This window comes from Maridesulfovibrio frigidus DSM 17176 (genome assembly GCF_000711735.1).
Classification (GTDB): domain Bacteria; phylum Desulfobacterota; class Desulfovibrionia; order Desulfovibrionales; family Desulfovibrionaceae; genus Maridesulfovibrio; species Maridesulfovibrio frigidus.
Genome location: NZ_JONL01000005.1, coordinates 196,921 through 217,234, shown reverse-complemented (window position 1 = coordinate 217,234; position 20,314 = coordinate 196,921). Strand labels below are relative to the sequence as shown.

Sequence of the window (20,314 nt, the reverse complement as noted above, 5' to 3'; positions counted from 1 at the left end):
TTTGAGTTCCTAAAACAACGGCGGAATCTCAAATTCGAGCATTTCTTTCGTCTTAGGATGCACGAAAGATAAATATCCAGCGTGTAGTTTTAGCTGTCCGGGGGCTGTGCCTGTCCCGTACAATCTGTCTCCTACGATGGGACAATTTAATCCAAGAGGATGAGCCGAGTGCACTCTAAGCTGATGTGTACGCCCTGTGAGGGGAGTGAATTCTATTCTGGTCTTTCCATCTTCTATTCCAATTTTACGCCACTCTGTCACGCCTAATTTACCGTGAATCGGATCATATACTTGGTATGGACGGTTGTACGGATCTAGTCTGAAAGCCATCTCTATAACGCCTTCATCTTCTTTTATGATGCCATCTAAAAGGGCTACGTATCTCTTTTTTACTTGTCGCTTTTGAAACTGGTCCACGATTTCCCTTACCGCACGGGCAGTAAAGCCCATTACGATCAGGCCCGAAGTGTCCATGTCTAATCTATGTATGGTTGGGAACTTGCGGCAATCAGGAAACATAGCCTGAACGCGTGTAACTACACAGTCTTTCCCTTCAGGGCCAAGCCCGGGAACGGATAGTAGCCCGCTGGGTTTATTTACTACTACAATTTTTGTGTCCGAATATACTATATCGAGCAGTTCTTTGTGATTCATTATATTTTAAGTTTGTTAAATTTCGAAAGCAGAAACGCTTATTTATGTACATCTCGAGTGGAGCTTACTTACCGCATTTATGATTATAGAGAAAGGGAGCAGGAGGTGGTTTTAAAATTGTAATTCATACTGTACGGGTATGTATAAGTGCTGTTTGAGGTGTAACCTAGTAATATTATGGCACAAAAAAAACCAAGTTCATTATTTTATATATATTTGTCTCACTTTTTGTGGGTTAAGGTTGTGAAAAAAATATCATTAAAGATAATAGGCTGTTATGAGCTTTATAAAATTAAATCAGCAATAGTGTGATTTTTTTGATTGCTTAATCAATTGAAATTAGCTAGTTCCTTGATCACGGAATCAATAAGTCGTTTCGGTAATCAATTTTTGCAACAGCAAAAGGATTCAAAGCTGATTTTTAGACTTGCTGAGATTTTTTTAGGAAGACATTTAAGGTTTTAAAATATTTTTATTAACACAAGCTTCCATTCCGAATGGAACAGGTATTGAGATGAAAAAAATGAGCTTGATCTTTATGGTTTTAGTGGCCCTTGTAGCAGCTGCAGCGACAGCTGAATGTCGTGAAAGTGTATCTGGTGATGTTACAACTGTTGCAGAAGCTAGAATCTCCAGCGCTGACACAAAAGCTGTTCTTCACGGTTTTTTCGTTAAAAAGATTAATGATAATAAATATGTATTTCAGGATAAGACCGGCGAGATAATTGTAGACTTGAATGCTAACGGCGCAGGTTCCCTACTTGCGGATGGAAAAGCAGAGGTTGCACTTGAGGGTAGGGTCGAGCAGGATCTTACTTTTGCCGGAATCGAAGCCCAGAAAATATCCGTTCTTAACTAAAACGGACCTCACTGGAAGTCTCTTCCACACATAGAAAGGCCGTTTCATTTCGACGGCTGAATAAACTGTATTGTCAACAGTTTTTACAGACCGCGTCAGCTGACGCGGTCTTTCTATTTTTAAAGGATATTGGAAATTGTAGTAAATAATGTTTCTTTTGCAATAGGCTTTGTAAGAAAACAATCACAGCCAGCGCTTAGTATTTTATCTTTCACTTCGGACAGTGCATGAGCTGTGAGCGCAATGATTTTTGTCGGCTTTTCTTGATGATCTTTTTCCCACTTACGAATTCTAGTAGTAGCTTCATACCCATCCATGACGGGCATTTCTATATCCATTAGAATCACATCATATGTATTCTTAATCCTTTCAGCCAAGCCTTCCTTCCCATTGCTTGTGGTGGTAAGGCGGTATGGAAGGTCTTTAAAAAACAGTTCTATCAGAAGGCAGTTCGCCTTATTGTCTTCAATAAGCAGCACCTCAAGTGGCTTGGGTGAAACTTGTGCAACCTCGTTTCTGAGTACAGGCTCACTCTCTATATTTTTGACAATGTTTCTTTCTCTAACCACTTTTTCGAGATCAAAAATGGTTAGAGGTTTTAATAGAACATGTCCTTTAAATGAGTCGTTGATATGGTTGTGTTCAACATTTGCAATAAGAATTATCTTTTCTTCTTCAACACCAAGCTCTATCAGGGAGGATACAGTTTGTTCCCATTCCCAACCGTGAAGATTATCCCTGATTATGATTAAGTCGTAAGGAAGAACCCCTTGGGGGGCTTCACATATCAGAATTTTACCTACCTCAAAATTATGAACTTTATCTACTTTTCTAGCTACTGCACTGAGCCTAATCGCAAAAGCTTCACGTGAATAATTTTGATCATTAATTAACAGAATTGATTGATCTTTTAGGACGGAGTCATTGTTATATACTACGGCATTTATAGCAAAAGGAATGTCTATATGTACTGAAGACCCGAATCCCTTAGTGCTTTCCATCCATATGCGCCCATTCATCGCGTCACAAAGTGATTTACATATAGAAAGACCAAGTCCTGTTCCGCCGTACTGGCGAGTTGTGGAAGAATCTTCTTGGGTAAATCTATCAAAAATTGAATTAAGTTTATCCTTCTCAATTCCTATCCCGCTGTCTTTAATCTCAAAGTGAAGTCCCACCTTGTTGCCTAACTCAATGGATCTCCCTTCGCTGAGTGATACTTCGAGCACTACGAAGCCTCTTTCTGTGAATTTAATAGCATTACCAATTAGATTTACAAAAATTTGCTTCAATCTTGCCGGGTCACCGATGATTTGCGTTGGGACATTACGCTTAATACTGTAGGCAAGCTCAAGCCCTTTGCTATGTCCCGCAAGGGAGGTGACTTTAAACGCCTTGCCTATCAAATGATCAAGGTCAATATCCTCGTTCTCAAAGGAGACTTGCCCTGCTTCAATCTTACTTAAATCAAGAATTTCATTGATTAGGTGGAGGAGTGCTTCTCCAGATTCCAGAAGTACTTCGATGAATCTTTGTTGCTCACCATCAAGCCCTGAATCGGCCAGAATGTCTGCCATGCCGAGGATTGCGTTCATGGGAGTTCTTATCTCATGGCTCATTGCAGCAAGAAATTGGGATTTAGCAACAACGCCCTTTTCAGCTTCCACAGCCATTGCTTCAGACCTTGCAATAGCAATGACAAGCTTTTCGTTGGCAGCTTCTAACTCATGGGTTCGCTCAAGAACTTTAACCTCTAAGTTTTTATAGAGGTTTTCGAGATTTTTGCTCATATAATTGAAATTCAGGGCTAGCCGCCCAATTTCATCCATTCTGCTACCAACATTTGCCGTGACGAATTCTCGGTTTGCAATCTTTCGAGTATTGTTATCAAGGATGCCTAGGGGAGTGATCACAATTTTTCGGAAAAAAGCATCCAAAGCGATAACAGTGCAAAGCATACAACCAATGAAAATAAGTATGAGATTAATCGTTTTGGATTTAATATCTTGTCGTACCTGATCAAGGTCCAGACCAATTTCAACCCTACCTAGCGTTTCATTGTCGCTAATGATGGGGTAGGCCACTACCATGATATCATCACTGTACTGAGCTGTTTTTTTGGCTTTGTGGTTTGGAGATATGATATTACCGGATTGCAGAATAGGCATTCCGTTCTGGTCATATATTTCACAAAAGGCGACCTGTGAAGATTTCTCCACGGACAGGGCAAGGTCTTCAATTAAAAAATAACTGAAGCGGGGCAAATATTCAGCGCAGGAGCGCGCGGTAAGAGACGCAATACCATGACCGTGTTCGTACAAGTTTTCTTCTAATATTTTTTTTTGGGAATCAATTATATAATATCCCAGAAAAAGGAAAAAAACTGTTAGTATAAGGCACGTTCCTATGGAAATTTTAAGTCTTAAGCTATCTTTCATTGGTACAGTTTGCTGCTTCCATTGTTCTGATCATTGTTTTTTTATTGTTCTTAAAAATAAACATATACGTTTAGTTGTCGGAGAAATTTTTGAGTTTCAGCTCTCCGCTGATTATCATTTGCTTTATTATTTTAATTTTTTCCAGAGTCTTGGTTGGTATTTTGTCTTTAGTATATTTCATTTCACTTAAACTTACACCATTGTTTTTCAGTCCATAATATGTAGGTCCGGCTTTGAAGTGCCCTTGCATTGCTTTTTTTAATTCTTCATAGGCCGCTACATCCAGTCTTTTAATCATGCTGGTCAGCACATTGCCTTTGGCGAGAGAGTCTTGGTCTGAATCCACGCCGATTGCATATTTATCCGTACGGCGGGCGGCTTCAATCACTCCGTTTCCAGTTAGCCCGGCTACAGTAAAAACAATGTCAGCTCCCTTACTATATTGATCCATAGCGATTTTGAATCCTTTTTTTGGGTTTTCAAACCCTGAAAAATCACCAACTGGACTTGTGTATTGTGAAAAGATTTCAATTCCCGGGGCAGCATATTCTGCGCCAGCTTTGTACCCTTGTTCAAACTGGTGAAGAAGAGTTGTGTCGGCTCCTCCGACAAACCCTATTTTGTTGGTTTTAGTTACGTACCCGGCAAGAGCTCCAGCCATAAAGGAGCCTTCATATTGGTTGAACACAGCAGAAGAAACATTGGGAAAGTTATCAATAGGAACTTCAATCATTATAAATTTTTTATCGGGAAAATTAGTTGCTGCTTCTTCTGCAAGTTTCTGGTGCTGCCCGCCGAGTAATATTATAATATCAGATTTGCTCGCAAGTTCAGCCACTTCTTTTGTTGTGGAAACACCTGTTTCGTGTGGCTCGATAATAATTAATTTGAAGCCAAATTCCTGCTGGGCTTTGCGGATTCCTCCGTATGCCATGTCATTAAATGATAAATCTCCGAGGCCGGCAGATCCGGTCAGAAAACCGACGACCACAGGAGCTGCAAAAGAGGTAAGAGCTGTTGTACTTAATATCAAAAACGTAAAAATGGATGTGATCAAACTTTTCATGCTATGCTCCTCATTGTTTTCAATTGTCGGATAAGAATCGGTATATAGTTTTCCACTAGATTGAGATAATTGAATAGCATCATAACCTTATTAATCGCTTCGTACCATATTCCGTGTTTTGTAGCCGAAGTAAAGTATAATATGTGCTGATTTACGGTGTCTTGTGCTTGTTAAGATTCATTTGTAAATCTTTGTAATGCTTAATTAGTTGTTTTGACGATAGTTTTCAATAAAAAGCCTTTGCAAACGTGTTGCAAAGGCTTTTTAGGAAGAAATGATAGCGATGATCTACGTATTAGGTTTTTCGGTATAGGTAAGTGCAGGTCGGATTATAAATAAAGAGAAGTTGTTAGTGTGCAGATTTTTGTTTTGTTGAGGTTTTAAAAAGAGAGTGAAATGGCCCCTTGCTCCAGTCTATCTTGTCGCCGCGTTGCGCGAGCCATACTCCTGCAAATATCACTAAAGAAGCGAACATTTGTGGTATAGTCAATGTTTCTCCCAATATGATCCAACCAAAGAATGCCGCGATAGCCGGTACAAGATTTATAAAAGCAGAAGCCTTTCCCGCTGGAAGCTTGCTCATTCCAACATTGTACAGCCCGAATGCACCAAGGGTCACAAATGCGCCAAGGTAGCCGGCTACAATTAAAATGGTGAGAGGGTCCGGCCCTATTCCATCACGGATTAGTAAATATAGACCGGGTAGAAAGAATATGGCTCCAGCTGCGTTTTGAACTGCTGTCAGTGTCCACGGGCCGTAGTTGGCAGATAGCCTTTTAACTAAAAGCATATATCCAGCCGCGCTGACCATTGCCCCAAGTTCCATAATATTCCCGAGAGCTGGGTTGCTGGCATTCTCCGATGGGTTTCCCGTAAGCGTCAATGCCCCAACTCCCACTATAGAAAGTGCCAGTCCAAACCATCCTGCGCGAGTTGTTTTTTCTTTAAAGAATATTCCAGCTCCGACAGCAACCATTAGTGGAAGAGATGCTGAAATTAGCCCGGCCTGAGTTGCCGAGGTGTAAGTCAAGGCATGGGATTCACATAAAAAATATAAGCAGGGCATAAGGAAGGCCAAAAGAGCCAGAGCTTTGCGGTCTTTGCCCTTCTTTACAGTTCCAGCGAATCTGGACGTGAAGGGTGCTAGAGCAAGGGTGGCTATGCTGGTTCTGAGCCACATAACCGCCCAGGGATTTAATGTGTTTACGAGATGTTTCATGGCAGCAAATGCGCTGCCCCAGAGAAATACCGCGCCAAGTATTGCGATGACGGGTATTATATTTTGAGATCCTAAGGATTTGTTTTGGGTGCTTGTGTTCTTCATGCATTGGTCTCCTATATGGAGGGTGTTTATTTGGAAAGAAATTTTAAATCTTGGAAAAAATTGCTGTTTTCCAAATAAAGCTTGAGCAAAGAAGTGTACAGCAATGGGATTTGGTAAATTAGGGGCAAGTTTTAGTCTCGAAATAGTGATAAAGGCAGCGGCTGGGAAGTGATACAGTCGCGGGAGCAAAGGCTTTGCTGATGGATTAAGACAAGGTCTGCGGTTAGGCTTGTGTATACTGGGTTGGTGTTGCCCCTGTATACTTTCGGAATACATTGGTGAAGTGGCTTTGGTCGGAAAATCCACTATCAAGGGCGACCTGTGCAAACGGGGTTCCTGAGCGGAGTAACCTTTTCGCATGGTCGATTCTTTGCTGGATGTGGTAGTTATGTGGCGGAAGTCCTACCGTTTCACGAAAAACTCTGAGCAGATGGTATCGGGATAGTCCGGCAATTTCTGACAACTCATCAAGTGTAACTTTTCCCGAAAGATTTTCGTTCAAGTAGTTGCGAGCGCGGCGCACAGCTTCAGGTTCTTTGGTCTTTGGTACTTTTGAACTTAGCTCGCAATGCCTTGTAAGCAGAGCTGCTGCTGCCTGTGATAAAGCCGTATCCAATTCTAGTCTGCTGGTTTGTGCTACTGCTACATTATTTAGTTGAGTCAGCGAATGGGTGGCGAGGTTGTCCTGAATTACAACTGATTTAAATTCTGGCAGCCGGTCTTTTTCCGCAAGATCTCTGGCGGCTTTTGCGAGAAGTGGGTTGTCGAAGCTGAAAACCCTATACGTCAAACGGGTGTCTGGGCTTGTAAGGACCCCTGAGTGAACTAAGCCGGGGTTAAAAAGGGCTATTTCTCCACCACGAATAAAAGAACTTCCGGCTCCGGGCTGACGGCAGTAGCAACCTCCGGCTTCCATTACTCCTACAGAGTGGAAGCCGTGCGTGTGATTTGGGAAGGAGTGATTGGAATTAATAACTTCCTGAATCTCCAATCCCTCGACTGCTTTTGGTCTTAGGTATTGTATTTTGCCCTTGCTCATATTTTATCCTGATCCATAATTTGCACAATCCGCTTAGTGAGGCAAGTTAATGGATGGGGGTTGGGTGGTCTTGCAAAAAATTGCTATGACTTGCTATTGAGTCGAAATGAACGGCTTGAATTAAACATAGTTGATTTGATTAAGCTATTGGATAGCACGTTGTTTGAGTGCTCGCGCGCAGTTTATTGGCGCGTGTGAATACACGCTCACCTAAAAGTTGTATCATCCTTTTAATAATGGGGTTATTATGGCGTACATTGTTTTTAATCATAACAGGCGTGTGTGGCATGTGAATAGTTCACAGCAGGTGCTATTATATATTGAAGTAACCTCGGTAAGCAATAAAGTTGATAAAAGTGCTAAGTTTACATAGAAGGTGAATAAGATATTGAATTATGGGCCGTTAAATATTACTAATTGTGCCGGGTGTGAATTCTCTATTTTTCGTAGTAGCGTTTCTTTTGAGAAAAAATGATTGTCACAATTGGTGAATGAGGACTTATTTGGGTTGATTTTGATACACTGCTAACAAACTCATATTGTTATGTTATTTAAGGAATTTCCCCCTCCTATTAAATTAATGTGTCTATATGTCACATTTTTTAGTTGATTTATATTGCAGGGTGTTGTGGAAGCTACTGTTTTTATAGGAATAAATGTGTTGGTATGGTTGGTGCTTACTGTTTTACAGTAAAACATTTATCTTATTTTATCTATTATTGTAACAGCAAAGGTGTTCGCCATGATCAAACGTCTGTTCGTAAGTATCTTTATCGTAGTCGCTCTTCTGGTATCTGCCGCGCTTTTTAAACAGCATACTGTATTCTTTTTGTCTGCTCAGATTGCTGCCGCTGTTATTGTTATTGGGCTGGGTTTTTGTATCGTGCAAAAGGTCATAACCCCCCTCAATACCCTTACTGCAGAAGTTAAAAAGATTTCCGATGGAGATTTTAATGCCCGTTTGAATACTGATTTTATTTGTGAATTATCTGATCTTTCTCAGGAAATAGCTGGTCTAGTAGATATGTTGAATGAAAAGCTTGGAAGAGATGAATCGATGCTTTCCAATATTATGACTCCCATGGTTGTTGTGGGAGTTGATGGAAATATAAACTGGCTGAATGAGAGCATTGTTAAACTTCTTGAAATTGATGGTGATCCGGCAAAATTTATCGGAGAAGATTTTTCAATATTTTTTTACGGAACCAAGCAAGATACTATCTCAGAAGGCTGTCTAAAAGAACGGAAAAAGAAATTTGCTAAAGGGCAGGTGTTGAGTCGTAAAGGGAATATGAAATATATCTCTATTGCTTCTTCTCCCATATTTGATACCCGTGGCAATCTTATTGGTGGGTTCACTACGATTATGGACTTTACCAACATAAAGCTGAAAGAAGATTTTATTACTGAACAAAATGAGAAAATTGCTCAGGGCGTTTCTGATGCAAGAAAGATTTCAGAGCAGTTGGCCGAAGCATCGGAAGAGATTCGTACAGAAGTTAAAAGTTCCAGCACCGGTATTCATGACCAGCAGACTAGAACTGAACAAGTTGCCACAGCCATGGAACAGATGAATGTCACTATTATGGAAGTTTCAAGAAATGCCAGTAACACCGCACAAGTTGCCAGGCAGACGCAGAATACAGCTCGTTCCGGGTTCAGCCTTGTAGGCAACATCATAAAAGTTATGCAAGAAGTGAATGGGAAAGCTAAGCATCTCAAGGACGAAATGGTAACGTTGGAATCTCACAGTACGGGGATATCATCCATCATGCAGGTTATTTCAGATATTGCAGATCAGACAAATCTTCTGGCCTTGAATGCAGCTATCGAAGCAGCTAGAGCCGGTGAAGCTGGACGAGGATTTGCCGTTGTTGCTGATGAAATTAGAAAGCTTGCTGAGAAAACTATGGTGGCTACAAAGGATGTAGGGGATTATATCACCGCTATTCAGACTAGTTCCAGCCAAAGTACTCAGGCCACTGACCAAACCTTGGGCAGTATAGAAGAGGCGTCCAGTATTTGTGATGAAGCTGGAGAGGCTTTGGAGCAGATTGTTGGATTTTCCCAAGATACTGCGGATCAGGTTGAGGGGATTGCCACTGCCTCTGAAGAGCAGTCCGCTGCCAGTGAAGAGATTAACGCTGCGATTGAAGCTGTAAATGAAATTGCAGTCACGACCTCTGGTTCCATGACAAACGCTGCCGACTCTGTTGCGGATTTGGCGAGTCTAGCTACCGAATTGGATACATACATGGTTGCCATGCAGAATCAGGAATAATGATTACTGCACGGGGGTTGATCATGCATGAATCGTGTAATGGGGTTTTATAGTAGTAGGATGTTTTTTATATAGATTTATAGGAAGGCCGGAACGAAAGTTTCGGCCTTTTTCTTTGTTTGGGCACTTGTTTCCAATCCACAAAAACTAGAAAAGGGTATCAATTAAAAGAAGATAGCCTACCAAAGATCGGATGTTGTAGTCAGATTTGGCTACACCTCTCTATATCTTTGTGCTAGCATTATTTAAAATATGCAATACTATGCTATCCTAAATAGGAATTTATTCCGGCAATCGTCAAAGTAAGTAGAGGTAGAGGGTATGAAAATCTATACGTTGTTTCTATTCTGCTGCATATCTTGCTTGTTCCTTCCCAGTTGTTCGCAACAAAAGGAGGACTATAACATTGGAGCGATATTGGTTCTTAGCTCTAAAGACAGCGCAGAGTTTAGCAATGAACATCAGGTTCTTACCGGTATGAAAGTTGCCATCGATAAAATTAATAATACAGGAGGTATACGCGGGAGAAAGGTGAACTTGATAGTCCGAGATTGCAAGAGAGAAAGTGAGATTGCTCGAAAGCAGGCTGTAGAACTCCTGGAATATAAGCCCATCGCCATTGTATCAATCTACAGCCACATAGCCCAAGCTCTTACCGATATTGCTGCAAAAAACAACATAACGCACATTGCCGCGTTGGCGAGTGCTGAAAACATCGTAAACGATGCTCCACACAGCTTTAGGTATGGACCATGGGCCTCAATCGAAGTGAAAGCTGCATTGCCAATAATATATAAGTTAAACGCAAAAAAAATTGGATTGATTAACATTGACAACCTTTACGGTAATTCTGTCTCAAACCAACTGGCTGAGTTAGTTCATTTACAAGGAATAACTACCAAAAAAGTATCCTACCAGAAAATAAACGAAGACCTGAAAAACAAACTTCGCCAGCTTGATGATGTTGATCTGATATATTTTTCATGCTTTCCTGCTGATATGTCCGCGTTGCTAAAAACAATTCGTGAGGTACTTCCTGGTCTTCCGATAATCGCTCCGAACATCGCTGCCAGTCCTATATTTGCAAGCAAGCCGGAATTGGATGGAGTGTATCTTGCCGCGCCGCTTATTTACAATTCATCATTTCCATTTATTGTAGATATAAACAAATTATTCACCGAAAAGACCGGACAGAAAATTACCCATTATTTAGCCATCGGGTATGACCTTATAAATCTACTGACCCAACTCATTCTTAGATCAGAAGAATCACCGCCTGCGCTTACAAAGGAATTGCTTGCAGGCTTTGTTTACCCCGGGTTGTTTGGTGATGTCATAAATAAAGCTGGTTCTCATGAATTCTCATTTCCCCTATACCCCGCACGCATCCAAAATGGTACTATTGTCTATCAAGAGCGCTAGATGAAACTTAACACACGACTCCTCATATTTATTGTAGCATTTTCTACTCTGTTTTTTAGTATTTCAGGCATTGTGTACCAAAAAAGCTACAATGCATTAAATGAAAGAATCTTAATTGATGTGAATCTAGTTGCTGAAAGAATCAATAGAAAGCTGCAAAGCGATATTAGTTTTATTGAAGAAGATATGAAACTGTTTGCCGTTTCTACAGATCTTAGCAGCTGTAATTATTTAGAGAGTGGCTTACAATATTCGATCCATTCAATGTTAAAGCGGCGGTTCGTATCCTTCTTTGAAGCCGAATATGGATATAAGCTTTATGAGAATGTCATAATGTATGACATTTCAGGAAAAAAAATTGCATCAGCGATTTCTCAGAATTTTGCTAAACCATCTTCATGGAATAAAATTTTAAAAGGTGAGAACCATGTGGATCTTATCAACCTCAACAGTGGGATATCCGCTGTAAGCATTGCTATTGCGCTTAAAGACTGCCACGGGACTGTTTGGGGGGTAATGCAAGGAATAACTACAATATCGGCTTTAGTGCATAACGGAAATATTTCTTTACCTAATCTCAATGCGTATCAAGTTGATCTATTAACTAAAGACGGTAGAATTCTTTACTCAACGGCCCTCCATATTCCTAATGAAAAAGTTAAAAATCAAAAATTTTTCCGGCAACTAAAATCTAACGAAGTAATAGTTGTCAAAGGCGCCAATGGCGAGAATAAGCTCATTCTCAGCAAAGTGAGCCAACAAAATGATAAAAGTTTTTCATGGATTCTGGTGCTTCATCTTGATTACGATAAGCTCTTTTCCAAAATTCTAGCGCTGCGCTGGTGGATTAGCTTAAGTGCGTTCATGCTTGTTCTTTTGAGTATCAGCTTTTTCATTCTAATATCAAAAGCAATCGGAACACCTTTAAAGATCATTTCACAAACTGCTAAAAAGTTAGGTGAAGGAAATCTTTCAGAACGTATTAAAGGTAATTTTCCCAGTGAATTTAATTCATTGTTAGTCATTTTTAATTCTATGGCAGAAAATCTTGAAAAAAATAGGGATCAGTTAGAATCTAGAGTTCGCGAACGCACCGGCCATCTTCTTCAATCAAATGCAAAGCTCGTAAAAGAAATTGAGGAGCGCAAGCATATTCAAGCAGAACTTCTCCAAAGTGAATCTCGATTAAATCTTGCTGCACAAAGTTCCGGTTTGGCCCTTTGGGAATATAAAAGGGATGAGAACAAAATAACTGTCAGCGATCACTGGTTCGTTATTAGAGGTCTTACTCGTGAGGAATGGGATGGATCTTTAGAGCAAGCAAGTGAAGGCCTTCACCCGGAAGATAAAACAAGTATTATGCAGGCTGTTGAACAGCTCCTTAATGGCGAAAAAGACACTCTTGATATCGAGTATAGATTCAAGCGCAACAGTGGAGAATGGGGTTGGGAGCAAGTAAGCGCAAAGGTTACCGAGCGCAGCAGTAGTGGTGGGCTATATCAGGTGGTGGGCTCGCTTAAAGATATTACTGTTAAAAAAAGTATAGAACATCAAATGGCTATGACCCGTAAGCTTGAATCAGTTGGTCAACTTGCATCTGGTATTGCTCATGAGATAAATACGCCACTTCAATATATCGGGGGCAATCTCAAGTTCATGGATGGAGCCTTCTCTGAATTGCTGGAATTTAATCAGGTGTTGCACCAGGATTTGAGTTTCGACAAAAAACTTTCTTTTAATAAGCAACATCTTAAAGATTCTGATGAGCTTTTGACTGAAATGAGTGATGCAACCAAAGAATCCATTAGTGGCGTTGAACATATTTCCAAAATAGTCCAAGCTATGAAACAATTTTCTCATCCCGGTAGCTCTGAGCGTAAGAAAATTGATTTGAACAACTTAATCAAGAACATTGTCACCATTTCAAGAAACGAATGGAAATACGTATCTACAATTAAGTTCAACCTCGAAAATGACTTACCATTTCTGACATGTGATCCTAGTGAAATGAACCAGATTGTACTTAACCTTATCGTAAATGCCGCGGACGCTATAAAGGATAAAAGTGGTAAAAATCCAGAAAAAGGGGAGATTGTTATTTCAACCAGCTTCGAGAATGATCACTCTATTCTATTAACCATAGAGGATAATGGAAGCGGTATCCCTTCTAATATTGTTAGTCGTGTCTTTGATCCTTTTTTTACCACAAAAGAAGTTGGGAAGGGAACAGGGCAAGGACTTGCAATAGTATATTCCATTATTGAAAAATATAACGGAAGTATATCTGTTGAATCTGCTCATGACGTAGGGGCATTATTCACTATAAAAATGCCCATAAATTAGCTTTAAAAAACGGGTGACATTTCAGTCAACTTTATGCAAACGCAGATAATTAATCGTAAAATGTGGCGGAGCCGAAGAATATTTAGCCTTCGGCCTTTGGCATGACAGGCTAGAGGTTGTCGTTACACTTTATTCTTATGAATATTAGTATTGCCAATCCATATGAAGAGCGGATGGTTTACAACCAGCTCTTTCAACTTGAATCAGACTTGAATGGTTTGGTTAGTCATTTTAAAAAGCAAGCACTGACCATTACTAATGATATCCCGCTTTTAAGCCCGTCTCATTTGAGGCTGTCTTTTTTGTGTTTTTCCCAACACGTCCATTTTGGCTAGGATTTGTAAAAAGAAACCGATGTTAGCATAAGTCGTGATCTTATTGGTACAGACAGTGTTCGGAAGACATCTCTCGACTTCAAGAGTGGCAGGTCAGAACTTGTTTAGTCTCATGGCTAGTGACGATCAATATATTCCTGTAATTGGGCATGCCATTTCTCAGTGTCATATTCTTGTGGGGTAGTTGATTCGTTCAGTAGAAGATCAGCTAAATGTCTTGGAGTCTTCCCTCCTATATATAGGGACTTAATGCACGAGACGCAGTATACACAAACATCATCACATGGCATGGAGTCAGCGCGCTTCTTCATTAGTTTATGGACTTTTTCCACAGGAAGTTTCGGATAGAAATCATCACCACAGCAGACTGAGCTTGATTTATTGAATTTAGTTTCAATCGTTTCAACGTTCATATTGTTAAGCAGTCTGCGAACAGCTTGATGTACCCCTGAATTATCGCGAACCGGGCATGCATCGTGGACCGACATTTTTAGTCCAAGGTAATCAGGGAAATTGAATGAATCTAGGCTGTCTATAACTTCCCACAATGATATTGTCGAAACCCCTTCATATAAACTACTGAACCTTTTGTCACAGCCCGCGCAGATATTGATAATCATAGATCCTTTTTCAAGTTGAGGGTCGTGACGGCAGCATGTTTTATGTAAAGAGGTTTCTTTATAATTTTGGTTCAGAAAAGCTAAAATAGTATTTTCCATTTCAGGTTTATAAAGACTAAGTGCACATCCGGGATTAAAATATGTTTTATTTGGCATTTTGACTCTCCTTTTTTTTATAGAAATAATTGTTTTAGCTATCCGTAACGACCCGAATGTTGCTGCATGCAGCAATATTCGGAATGATCTTTGAGGATAATTGTGCAAAAGTTCGAGAAGGAGGCTCAAATGTTATATAGCAATAAGCAACAACATGAGGATTATAATAAAATAGAAAAAGCTATCCATTTTATTCAAGATAATTTTAAGTCTCAACCAAGTTTAGAAGAAATTGCAGATAATGTTCATTTAAGCAAATATCATTTTAACCGCATGTTTAAGCGGTGGGCAGGGATTAGCCCTGTTCAATTTTTACAGTTTATCACTTTGGATCATACAAAAAAAGAATTATCCAAATCCAAGAGTGTTCTAGAGGCTTCTCTTGATTCAGGTCTTTCCGGTCCGAGTCGATTGCATGATTTATTTGTGAACTTCGATGCAATGACTCCGGGAGATTTTAAAAAGCAAGGGGCTGGATTAAATATCGAATACGGTTTTTGCTCATCTCCTTTTGGTGAATGCTTGATGGCAATAACTAAGAGAGGCATTTGCTATTTCGGTTTTGTGGAAGAAAACCATCAAGATATGCTAGACCAACTTTTTAAAGCATGGCCTGACGCTGTATTCATTGAAAATAGTTTAGCTATTGTTCCCGCTGTAGCACAAATATTCGATGCAGATAAAGTACAAGAAACTCGTCCTTTTAATCTCTTAATCAAAGGGACCAATTTTCAAGTTAATGTGTGGAAAGCTTTATTAAAAATTCCTAGCGGAAGTCTGGCAAGCTATCAGGATATAGCAGAATATATGGGAAAACCAAAAGCATTCAGAGCTGTTGCAAATGCAATTGCTAAAAACCCTGTAGCATATTTAATTCCATGCCATCGAGTCATAGCTAAATCAGGTCAAATACATCAGTACCGATGGGGAGCTGCAAGAAAGAAGGCGCTTGTCGGGTGGGAAGCGGCGGATGAATACAATTTAAGATCAGAGAGACTGTCAGATAGTTAGGAGCGTGAAAGAGATGCTGTCTTTTTTGTTTTTGTGTCCATATTAATATACTCGTCTTGTGTCCGATCACCAAAAAAGAAAAAGGATATCAATCTAAAGATTGATATCCTTTTTCTAAGAAAAGTGGCGGAGCCGAAGGGACTCGAACCCTCGGCCTCCGGCGTGACAGGCCGGCGTTATAACCAGCTTAACTACGGCTCCGCGTATATGAAGTGCGTTAAGCGGCACTAAATATCAAATGGTAGGCGAAACAGGGCTCGAACCTGTGACCCTCGGCTTGTAAGGCCGATGCTCTTCCAGCTGAGCTATTCGCCCTCAAGAGAAATATCTTCTAAGTTTAGTCCTGTGATATGTCAATCAAAATTTGTAAAAAAGTGAAAGTTTCTAGTTATTCCATAACCCAGAGCTTCGCTTTCTCTTTTTCAGCAACACCGAAATGCTTAAGTTCAATGAACGGAAATAATTTATCACTAATTTCAGTAAGCGTTTCATGCCAGCTTTTATCGGACACAACGGCCTTTTTGGTGAACCTTTTCAGGTTTGGAAATGCGAACTTAATATCTTCGACTAATGCTTTGAGAGATATTCCGCCAAATTGTACCAGTTCAACGTAAATGGCTACTTTTTCTTCGTATTTGAATTTTTCATTCACTGCATCGATAACAAGCTTCATGTCTTTTTCTTCAATCTTGCCAGAAATTTTAAATCCGACCGCTTTTGATGAGTCTATTTCTACTAGTTCAATCATTTTTGCCTCTTTAGGTTTGGAAAATGCTGATTCGTTGGGACAAGTTACAAAGGATAGCATTTTTTCTAAATAGGGGGCAATAATATTTGGCAGGTTTAGATTCGCACTTTTACTATGCTGAGTATATTGTTCGTGTAGCCGTCGCCACGTTTGTATTCTCTGTATCCTGCGGAATGTGCACATCCTATGGCGAACAGCTTATCTTCTTCTTCAACTAGCTCAGAGGTGAACTCGCCGCATGATAGCTGTTTAAATTCTGTTGGAATATCAATTCTGTCACCGGGCTTATGGTTCGGGTTAGTGGATGCGACTATTTTGCCGTCTGTGCCTACAAACATCCCTTCTGATCCTTCTAGGACATCTCCATTGCCGTCATGAGGAAGTGCATCGTTTAACATGGATAAAAATTCAGGTGCTGAATCGAAAACGATACCGATACCGCCAAGGACATTGGAATGATTCTCCAGCGATGTTATTGATGCACTGTATATGTATGAATGGCGCGGCATTCCATTTTCGGCATAAAGGTCCGTTGAGTCAAAGCTAGAGACGCAATAGCGTTGCGAGTCTGTAATTTTTAATGTTTCTGATATATACTGGTCATTTAGCGCGCGTCCTTCCTGGCGGAATTCTTCTGGATTGGAGCAAGCTAGAATCCTACCACTCCGATCGTAGATAAACAGATTGGTGTAGACCGTATAGAGGCTGTTTATGTAATGTAGAATGTCGCGCATATGATCGCGCTCAGCATCGCTGACTTTAGACTTTTCTAAAATTCTTCTGAAATCTGAGGTCAGTGCCCACCATCTACAGTCGTTTGCACGTTCGTATAGGTTGCGATCCATGATATCGATACCAAGTTGAGCCATAAATTGAACATCGTGAAGTCTGGATGAGGAAGCAAGCTTTAGCAGGCCGTCAGTGGATGACTGGAATACATGCTGAACTTGATCGCCTATTTTTTTGATTTCATTAAGGATGTTGGGCAGTGCTCTCCCTTCCATCTGCTCTGTTATGTTCGGTTCGATGCATTTCTTGGCAGCCATGATCTCGCCGTTTTGAACAACCAGCTCTAGGTCAGAAAGTACATTCTCGGACGCTTCCTCCACCTGAATGAGTCTGCCGGAAAATATAGCTTTATTACGAATAGTGTCTGCATCAAGTGAGCAGTTATCGCTGTCGCTACTAAAACTTGTTTCCATGCGTTGCAGCACATGTCCATACCACGTCAGGCCGAAAAAGCCCTGATACCCTTTGGTTTCAACTGTTTTTGCAAGGTGTGGATCGCCATTTATATTTACAACATTGAATTCATCTTTTTTGGACATGAGATAAGGTCGTCCAACAGGAGCTTTTACCGGATCACTGGAGGAGATTGCTTTCCCGCTTTGGTCGAGGACAAGGAGAATTGTGTCTTCGGAGGATTGCAACAAATTCTTGTAAATGCCTTCCATTTCTCCCGCGAAGTCGAAAATAAGGCATAGAACCCCCAGCGGAGCGCCTGAATTCGGAGACTTAATAGCCTGAGAATATATAAGAACTTCTCCTCGGTTAGGAGCCAGGTCGCTTCTTCTGTAGGTTTCTACGTATTCTTCAGCCTCATATGTTTCAGCTAGAAGAGGGTCTTCGGAATAACTAACCTTATTGTCGTGGTCCAGATGGGCGCAAACTTTACCATTGGTATCTAGGATGATGATTTCGTCATAGACCGTGTATTTGTTGCGATATTCAAGGAGGCGTTCTTCCATTATTTCAATTGCTTCGTGATCGCTGGTGTCGTCTGAAAGGAAACGGACTATATCATCGTCTGTTGCAAGGAAGCCCACATCCGCAGTTCTTTCGAACAGGTTGCGTTTAAGGATATCTATTACGACCTGAGCGACAGAAGAAATTTCAAGTATAACCTTTTGGGTATTCTCTATGACTAGAGTGTCGACTAGGTTCTGTTTTAGGGTAGAAAAGTTTTCCTGAGTTTTAATAATGAAGTCTATTAAAGTTTGAGCAATGCGACTGCAATTAATTTTACCAGTCAAAGTTGCCATGGTCCACTGGCGGTCAAGTCTTGTAAGCAGGCTCAGACATTTTTCAACGGCAGGCATTGCCTTGAGAAGGGTTCGTTCGTGCCTTTTGATCAGTTCATTCTTCATTATATTACTCTTTCTAAATTAGGCTATGCTGGAATTATCGCAGGGGATATTGTTATCGGAGATTTTTATGTCCGAATTTTGGTCTACGCAAATTGTGAATGAAAAAGCTTGGGGAGAGCATGATTCAATTTAAATACAACTTAACTTGTCAATTTTGTCCTGTTTCTTGCGATTGTGTAATCAATGATGCATTGTTTTGTCAATATTTTTACAAAACTGTACAGTGTTGCTTATTTTAGAGTCAATTTCAAGAAAAGCGTGTTATAACTTTTCAAATTTGTGAAAAATGCTGATCAAAGCTCTTTTCTTGAGAGTGTTTATTGCTAATGAGTGATGCTGGTTTTTTGGTAAAGATGGGTTTTTAGTAAATACAGCAACAAAATTATGAACATCTATTGGCATTCAGTAAAAAAAATGCAAGGTTTGTAAGCATAGAATATAAATCAAAAAATGATGTGAGATTTAAGCGTAGTTCGATTTAAGCGCAACTAGTTATACACTTAGGGAGCCTGAAAACGTGGCTGATTTACTGATTCCTACATATGAAGTTACCGGCCGGCAGATCATTATAATGTCTATTCTCGTTTTGTATCTCGGTACTTTTGTTACCAAACACATCAAATTTTTGAACAAGAACAATATTCCTAACTCAGTAACCGGTGGTTTGATTTGTAGCATTGTCGTGGCTATGCTTGCAGGTTTTGGAGTTGTTCAACTTACCTTTGATTTACAGCTTCGCGGTATTTTGCTCCTCATCTTTTTTAGTACAATCGGACTTAACGCAAAGCTGCGCTCGTTGCTCAGAGGTGGAAAGGCTTTAATTCTTTTGGTTGTGGCTTGCTCGGTCTTCCTCGTCTTGCAAAATGTTATGGGTGTTTCTGTTGCGATGTTGCTTGGATTCTCTCCTACCTTCGGGTTGTTTGGTGGGAGTATTCCTTTCGCAGGGGGGCACGGAACTGTTATCGCTTGGGGCGAGGTGGCTACTGCTAAAGGTGTCACCGGAGCATCGGAATTCGGCATTGCCTGCGCTACGCTAGGCTTAATTTTCGGAGGATTGCTAGGAAGTCCTGTTGCTGGCTGGCTGATTAAAAAGGAGAATCTCCAGCCTGATGATGCAAAAGATGCTGATGGGAAATCTAATGTTAAAGATGCCGACTCGAAGGGAGCTAAACGCCATATCAGTGTTGAAGATATTATTGATACTACTCTTGCTTTGGCTCTTTGTCTTGGTGCCGGGGACGCTGTGAATCGCTATTTATTTGCTTATGAAATACGTTTGCCGGGTTTCCTCACCGCACTAGTCGCGGGAGTGGTAATAACCAACCTTGCAGATCCACTTAAAGTGAGCATCAGGCATAATGTTATTGATATTTTGGGCGGAGTTTCGCTCCAGTTGTTTTTGACCATGAGCCTTATGAGTATGGATCTACTTTCACTTGCAGATTCTGCAATGCTACTAGTGATTACCATGGCTGCTCAGGCTCTTTTAGTTGTGTTCTTCGCGACTCAGGTTGTGTTCCGCCTGCTTGGCAAAGATTACGATGCCGCAATGATTTGCGGAGGGTTTTTAGGGCTGGGGCTTGGAGCGACGCCGGTTGCTATTGCGAGTATGGATGCTGTCGCAAAAAGATATGAGCCGTCTGCGAAAGCGTTGCTTGTAATTCCTTTAGTGGGAGCATTCTTTATCGATTTAATTAATGCTGGAACGATTCAGACTTTTTTGAATCATCCGTTTTTTCAGTAAAATAAAAGCCTACCCGATTCGAGCATGCTCGAACCGGATAGGCCATATTTTTTAATAGTCCATTTTGAGGGCTAAGGTCGCCCCCAGTCTGCACAGTTAAGTGCAGCTCTTTATATATAGTATTTGC

14 protein-coding genes and 2 tRNA genes are annotated in these 20,314 nt (G+C 40.5%); 6 read left to right on the top strand and 10 right to left on the bottom strand.

Annotation, left to right across the window (positions count from 1 at the left end; translation table 11 throughout):
• Positions 1 to 9: 9 nt before the first annotated feature.
• On the bottom strand, positions 10 to 654 hold the full coding sequence (locus BR06_RS0111660) for an RluA family pseudouridine synthase (RefSeq protein ID WP_031483151.1): 645 nt from the start codon (positions 652 to 654) through the stop codon (positions 10 to 12).
• 514 nt (positions 655 to 1,168) lie between these two features.
• Between BR06_RS0111660 and BR06_RS0111655 the strand changes: the two genes are divergently transcribed.
• Positions 1,169 to 1,513 (top strand): NirD/YgiW/YdeI family stress tolerance protein, encoded by a 345-nt coding sequence (locus BR06_RS0111655; protein ID WP_031483149.1) that lies wholly within the window; start codon positions 1,169 to 1,171, stop codon positions 1,511 to 1,513.
• 119 nt (positions 1,514 to 1,632) lie between these two features.
• Here BR06_RS0111655 and BR06_RS0111650 read toward each other — a convergent pair whose 3' ends face one another.
• The 4 genes from BR06_RS0111650 to BR06_RS0111635 all read right to left on the bottom strand — a co-directional run bounded on the left by BR06_RS0111650 (position 1,633) and on the right by BR06_RS0111635 (position 7,380).
• Positions 1,633 to 3,834, bottom strand: coding sequence for an ATP-binding protein (locus tag BR06_RS0111650; RefSeq protein WP_456085391.1), 2,202 nt, complete (start codon positions 3,832 to 3,834; stop codon positions 1,633 to 1,635).
• A 187-nt stretch (positions 3,835 to 4,021) separates the two neighbouring features.
• On the bottom strand, positions 4,022 to 5,017 hold the full coding sequence (locus BR06_RS0111645; protein ID WP_031483145.1) for a BMP family lipoprotein: 996 nt from the start codon (positions 5,015 to 5,017) through the stop codon (positions 4,022 to 4,024).
• Between the two features lie 349 nt (positions 5,018 to 5,366).
• Positions 5,367 to 6,341 (bottom strand): DMT family transporter, encoded by a 975-nt coding sequence (locus BR06_RS0111640; RefSeq protein ID WP_051677043.1) that lies wholly within the window; start codon positions 6,339 to 6,341, stop codon positions 5,367 to 5,369.
• 223 nt (positions 6,342 to 6,564) lie between these two features.
• On the bottom strand, positions 6,565 to 7,380 hold the full coding sequence (locus BR06_RS0111635; protein WP_031483141.1) for a helix-turn-helix domain-containing protein: 816 nt from the start codon (positions 7,378 to 7,380) through the stop codon (positions 6,565 to 6,567).
• A 742-nt stretch (positions 7,381 to 8,122) separates the two neighbouring features.
• On the opposite strand from BR06_RS0111635, the gene BR06_RS0111630 reads away from it, so the two are divergent.
• The 3 genes from BR06_RS0111630 (at position 8,123) to BR06_RS19770 (ending at position 13,426) form a co-directional block, all read left to right on the top strand.
• Positions 8,123 to 9,661, top strand: coding sequence for a methyl-accepting chemotaxis protein (locus tag BR06_RS0111630; protein ID WP_031483139.1), 1,539 nt, complete (start codon positions 8,123 to 8,125; stop codon positions 9,659 to 9,661).
• 321 nt (positions 9,662 to 9,982) lie between these two features.
• On the top strand, positions 9,983 to 11,083 hold the full coding sequence (locus BR06_RS0111625; RefSeq protein ID WP_084154121.1) for an ABC transporter substrate-binding protein: 1,101 nt from the start codon (positions 9,983 to 9,985) through the stop codon (positions 11,081 to 11,083).
• Positions 11,084 to 13,426: an ATP-binding protein gene (locus BR06_RS19770; RefSeq protein ID WP_051677040.1), complete on the top strand. Its 2,343-nt coding sequence runs from the start codon at positions 11,084 to 11,086 to the stop codon at positions 13,424 to 13,426.
• A 451-nt stretch (positions 13,427 to 13,877) separates the two neighbouring features.
• Here the strand turns inward: BR06_RS19770 and BR06_RS0111615 are convergent, their stop codons facing one another.
• A complete protein-coding gene (locus tag BR06_RS0111615; RefSeq protein ID WP_031483132.1) occupies positions 13,878 to 14,537 on the bottom strand; it encodes a heterodisulfide reductase-related iron-sulfur binding cluster in 660 nt (219 codons plus the stop codon).
• 129 nt (positions 14,538 to 14,666) lie between these two features.
• Between BR06_RS0111615 and BR06_RS0111610 the strand changes: the two genes are divergently transcribed.
• Complete coding sequence (locus BR06_RS0111610; RefSeq protein ID WP_034603002.1) at positions 14,667 to 15,548, top strand: bifunctional transcriptional activator/DNA repair enzyme AdaA; 882 nt, start codon at positions 14,667 to 14,669, stop codon at positions 15,546 to 15,548.
• A gap of 124 nt (positions 15,549 to 15,672) precedes the next feature.
• On the opposite strand, the gene BR06_RS0111605 is transcribed toward BR06_RS0111610, so the two are convergent.
• From BR06_RS0111605 to BR06_RS0111590, 4 genes are all read right to left on the bottom strand, one after another.
• A tRNA-Asp gene (locus BR06_RS0111605) sits at positions 15,673 to 15,749 on the bottom strand.
• 38 nt (positions 15,750 to 15,787) lie between these two features.
• Positions 15,788 to 15,863 (bottom strand) — tRNA-Val (locus BR06_RS0111600).
• Between the two features lie 73 nt (positions 15,864 to 15,936).
• Entirely contained in the window at positions 15,937 to 16,296 is a 360-nt protein-coding gene (locus BR06_RS0111595) for a SpoIIAA family protein (RefSeq protein WP_031483128.1), read from the bottom strand.
• Between the two features lie 95 nt (positions 16,297 to 16,391).
• Complete coding sequence (locus tag BR06_RS0111590) at positions 16,392 to 18,443, bottom strand: cache domain-containing protein (protein ID WP_031483127.1); 2,052 nt, start codon at positions 18,441 to 18,443, stop codon at positions 16,392 to 16,394.
• Positions 18,444 to 18,960: 517 nt separating this feature from the next.
• On the opposite strand from BR06_RS0111590, the gene gltS reads away from it, so the two are divergent.
• Complete coding sequence (gene gltS / locus BR06_RS0111585; RefSeq protein ID WP_211252478.1) at positions 18,961 to 20,187, top strand: sodium/glutamate symporter; 1,227 nt, start codon at positions 18,961 to 18,963, stop codon at positions 20,185 to 20,187.
• Positions 20,188 to 20,314 lie beyond the last annotated feature (127 nt).

Excerpts from the sequence above, each read along its gene's own strand:
- BR06_RS0111660 (WP_031483151.1), bottom strand. The coding sequence starts at position 654 with ATGAATCACAAAGAACTGCTCGATATAGTATATTCGGACACAAAAATT.
- BR06_RS0111655 (WP_031483149.1), top strand. The coding sequence starts at position 1,169 with ATGAAAAAAATGAGCTTGATCTTTATGGTTTTAGTGGCCCTTGTAGCA.
- BR06_RS0111645 (WP_031483145.1), bottom strand. The coding sequence starts at position 5,017 with ATGAAAAGTTTGATCACATCCATTTTTACGTTTTTGATATTAAGTACA.
- BR06_RS0111640 (WP_051677043.1), bottom strand. The coding sequence starts at position 6,341 with ATGAAGAACACAAGCACCCAAAACAAATCCTTAGGATCTCAAAATATA.
- BR06_RS0111635 (WP_031483141.1), bottom strand. The coding sequence starts at position 7,380 with ATGAGCAAGGGCAAAATACAATACCTAAGACCAAAAGCAGTCGAGGGA.
- BR06_RS0111630 (WP_031483139.1), top strand. The coding sequence starts at position 8,123 with ATGATCAAACGTCTGTTCGTAAGTATCTTTATCGTAGTCGCTCTTCTG.
- BR06_RS0111625 (WP_084154121.1), top strand. The coding sequence starts at position 9,983 with ATGAAAATCTATACGTTGTTTCTATTCTGCTGCATATCTTGCTTGTTC.
- BR06_RS19770 (WP_051677040.1), top strand. The coding sequence starts at position 11,084 with ATGAAACTTAACACACGACTCCTCATATTTATTGTAGCATTTTCTACT.
- BR06_RS0111615 (WP_031483132.1), bottom strand. The coding sequence starts at position 14,537 with ATGCCAAATAAAACATATTTTAATCCCGGATGTGCACTTAGTCTTTAT.
- BR06_RS0111610 (WP_034603002.1), top strand. The coding sequence starts at position 14,667 with ATGTTATATAGCAATAAGCAACAACATGAGGATTATAATAAAATAGAA.
- BR06_RS0111595 (WP_031483128.1), bottom strand. The coding sequence starts at position 16,296 with ATGATTGAACTAGTAGAAATAGACTCATCAAAAGCGGTCGGATTTAAA.
- BR06_RS0111590 (WP_031483127.1), bottom strand. The coding sequence starts at position 18,443 with ATGAAGAATGAACTGATCAAAAGGCACGAACGAACCCTTCTCAAGGCA.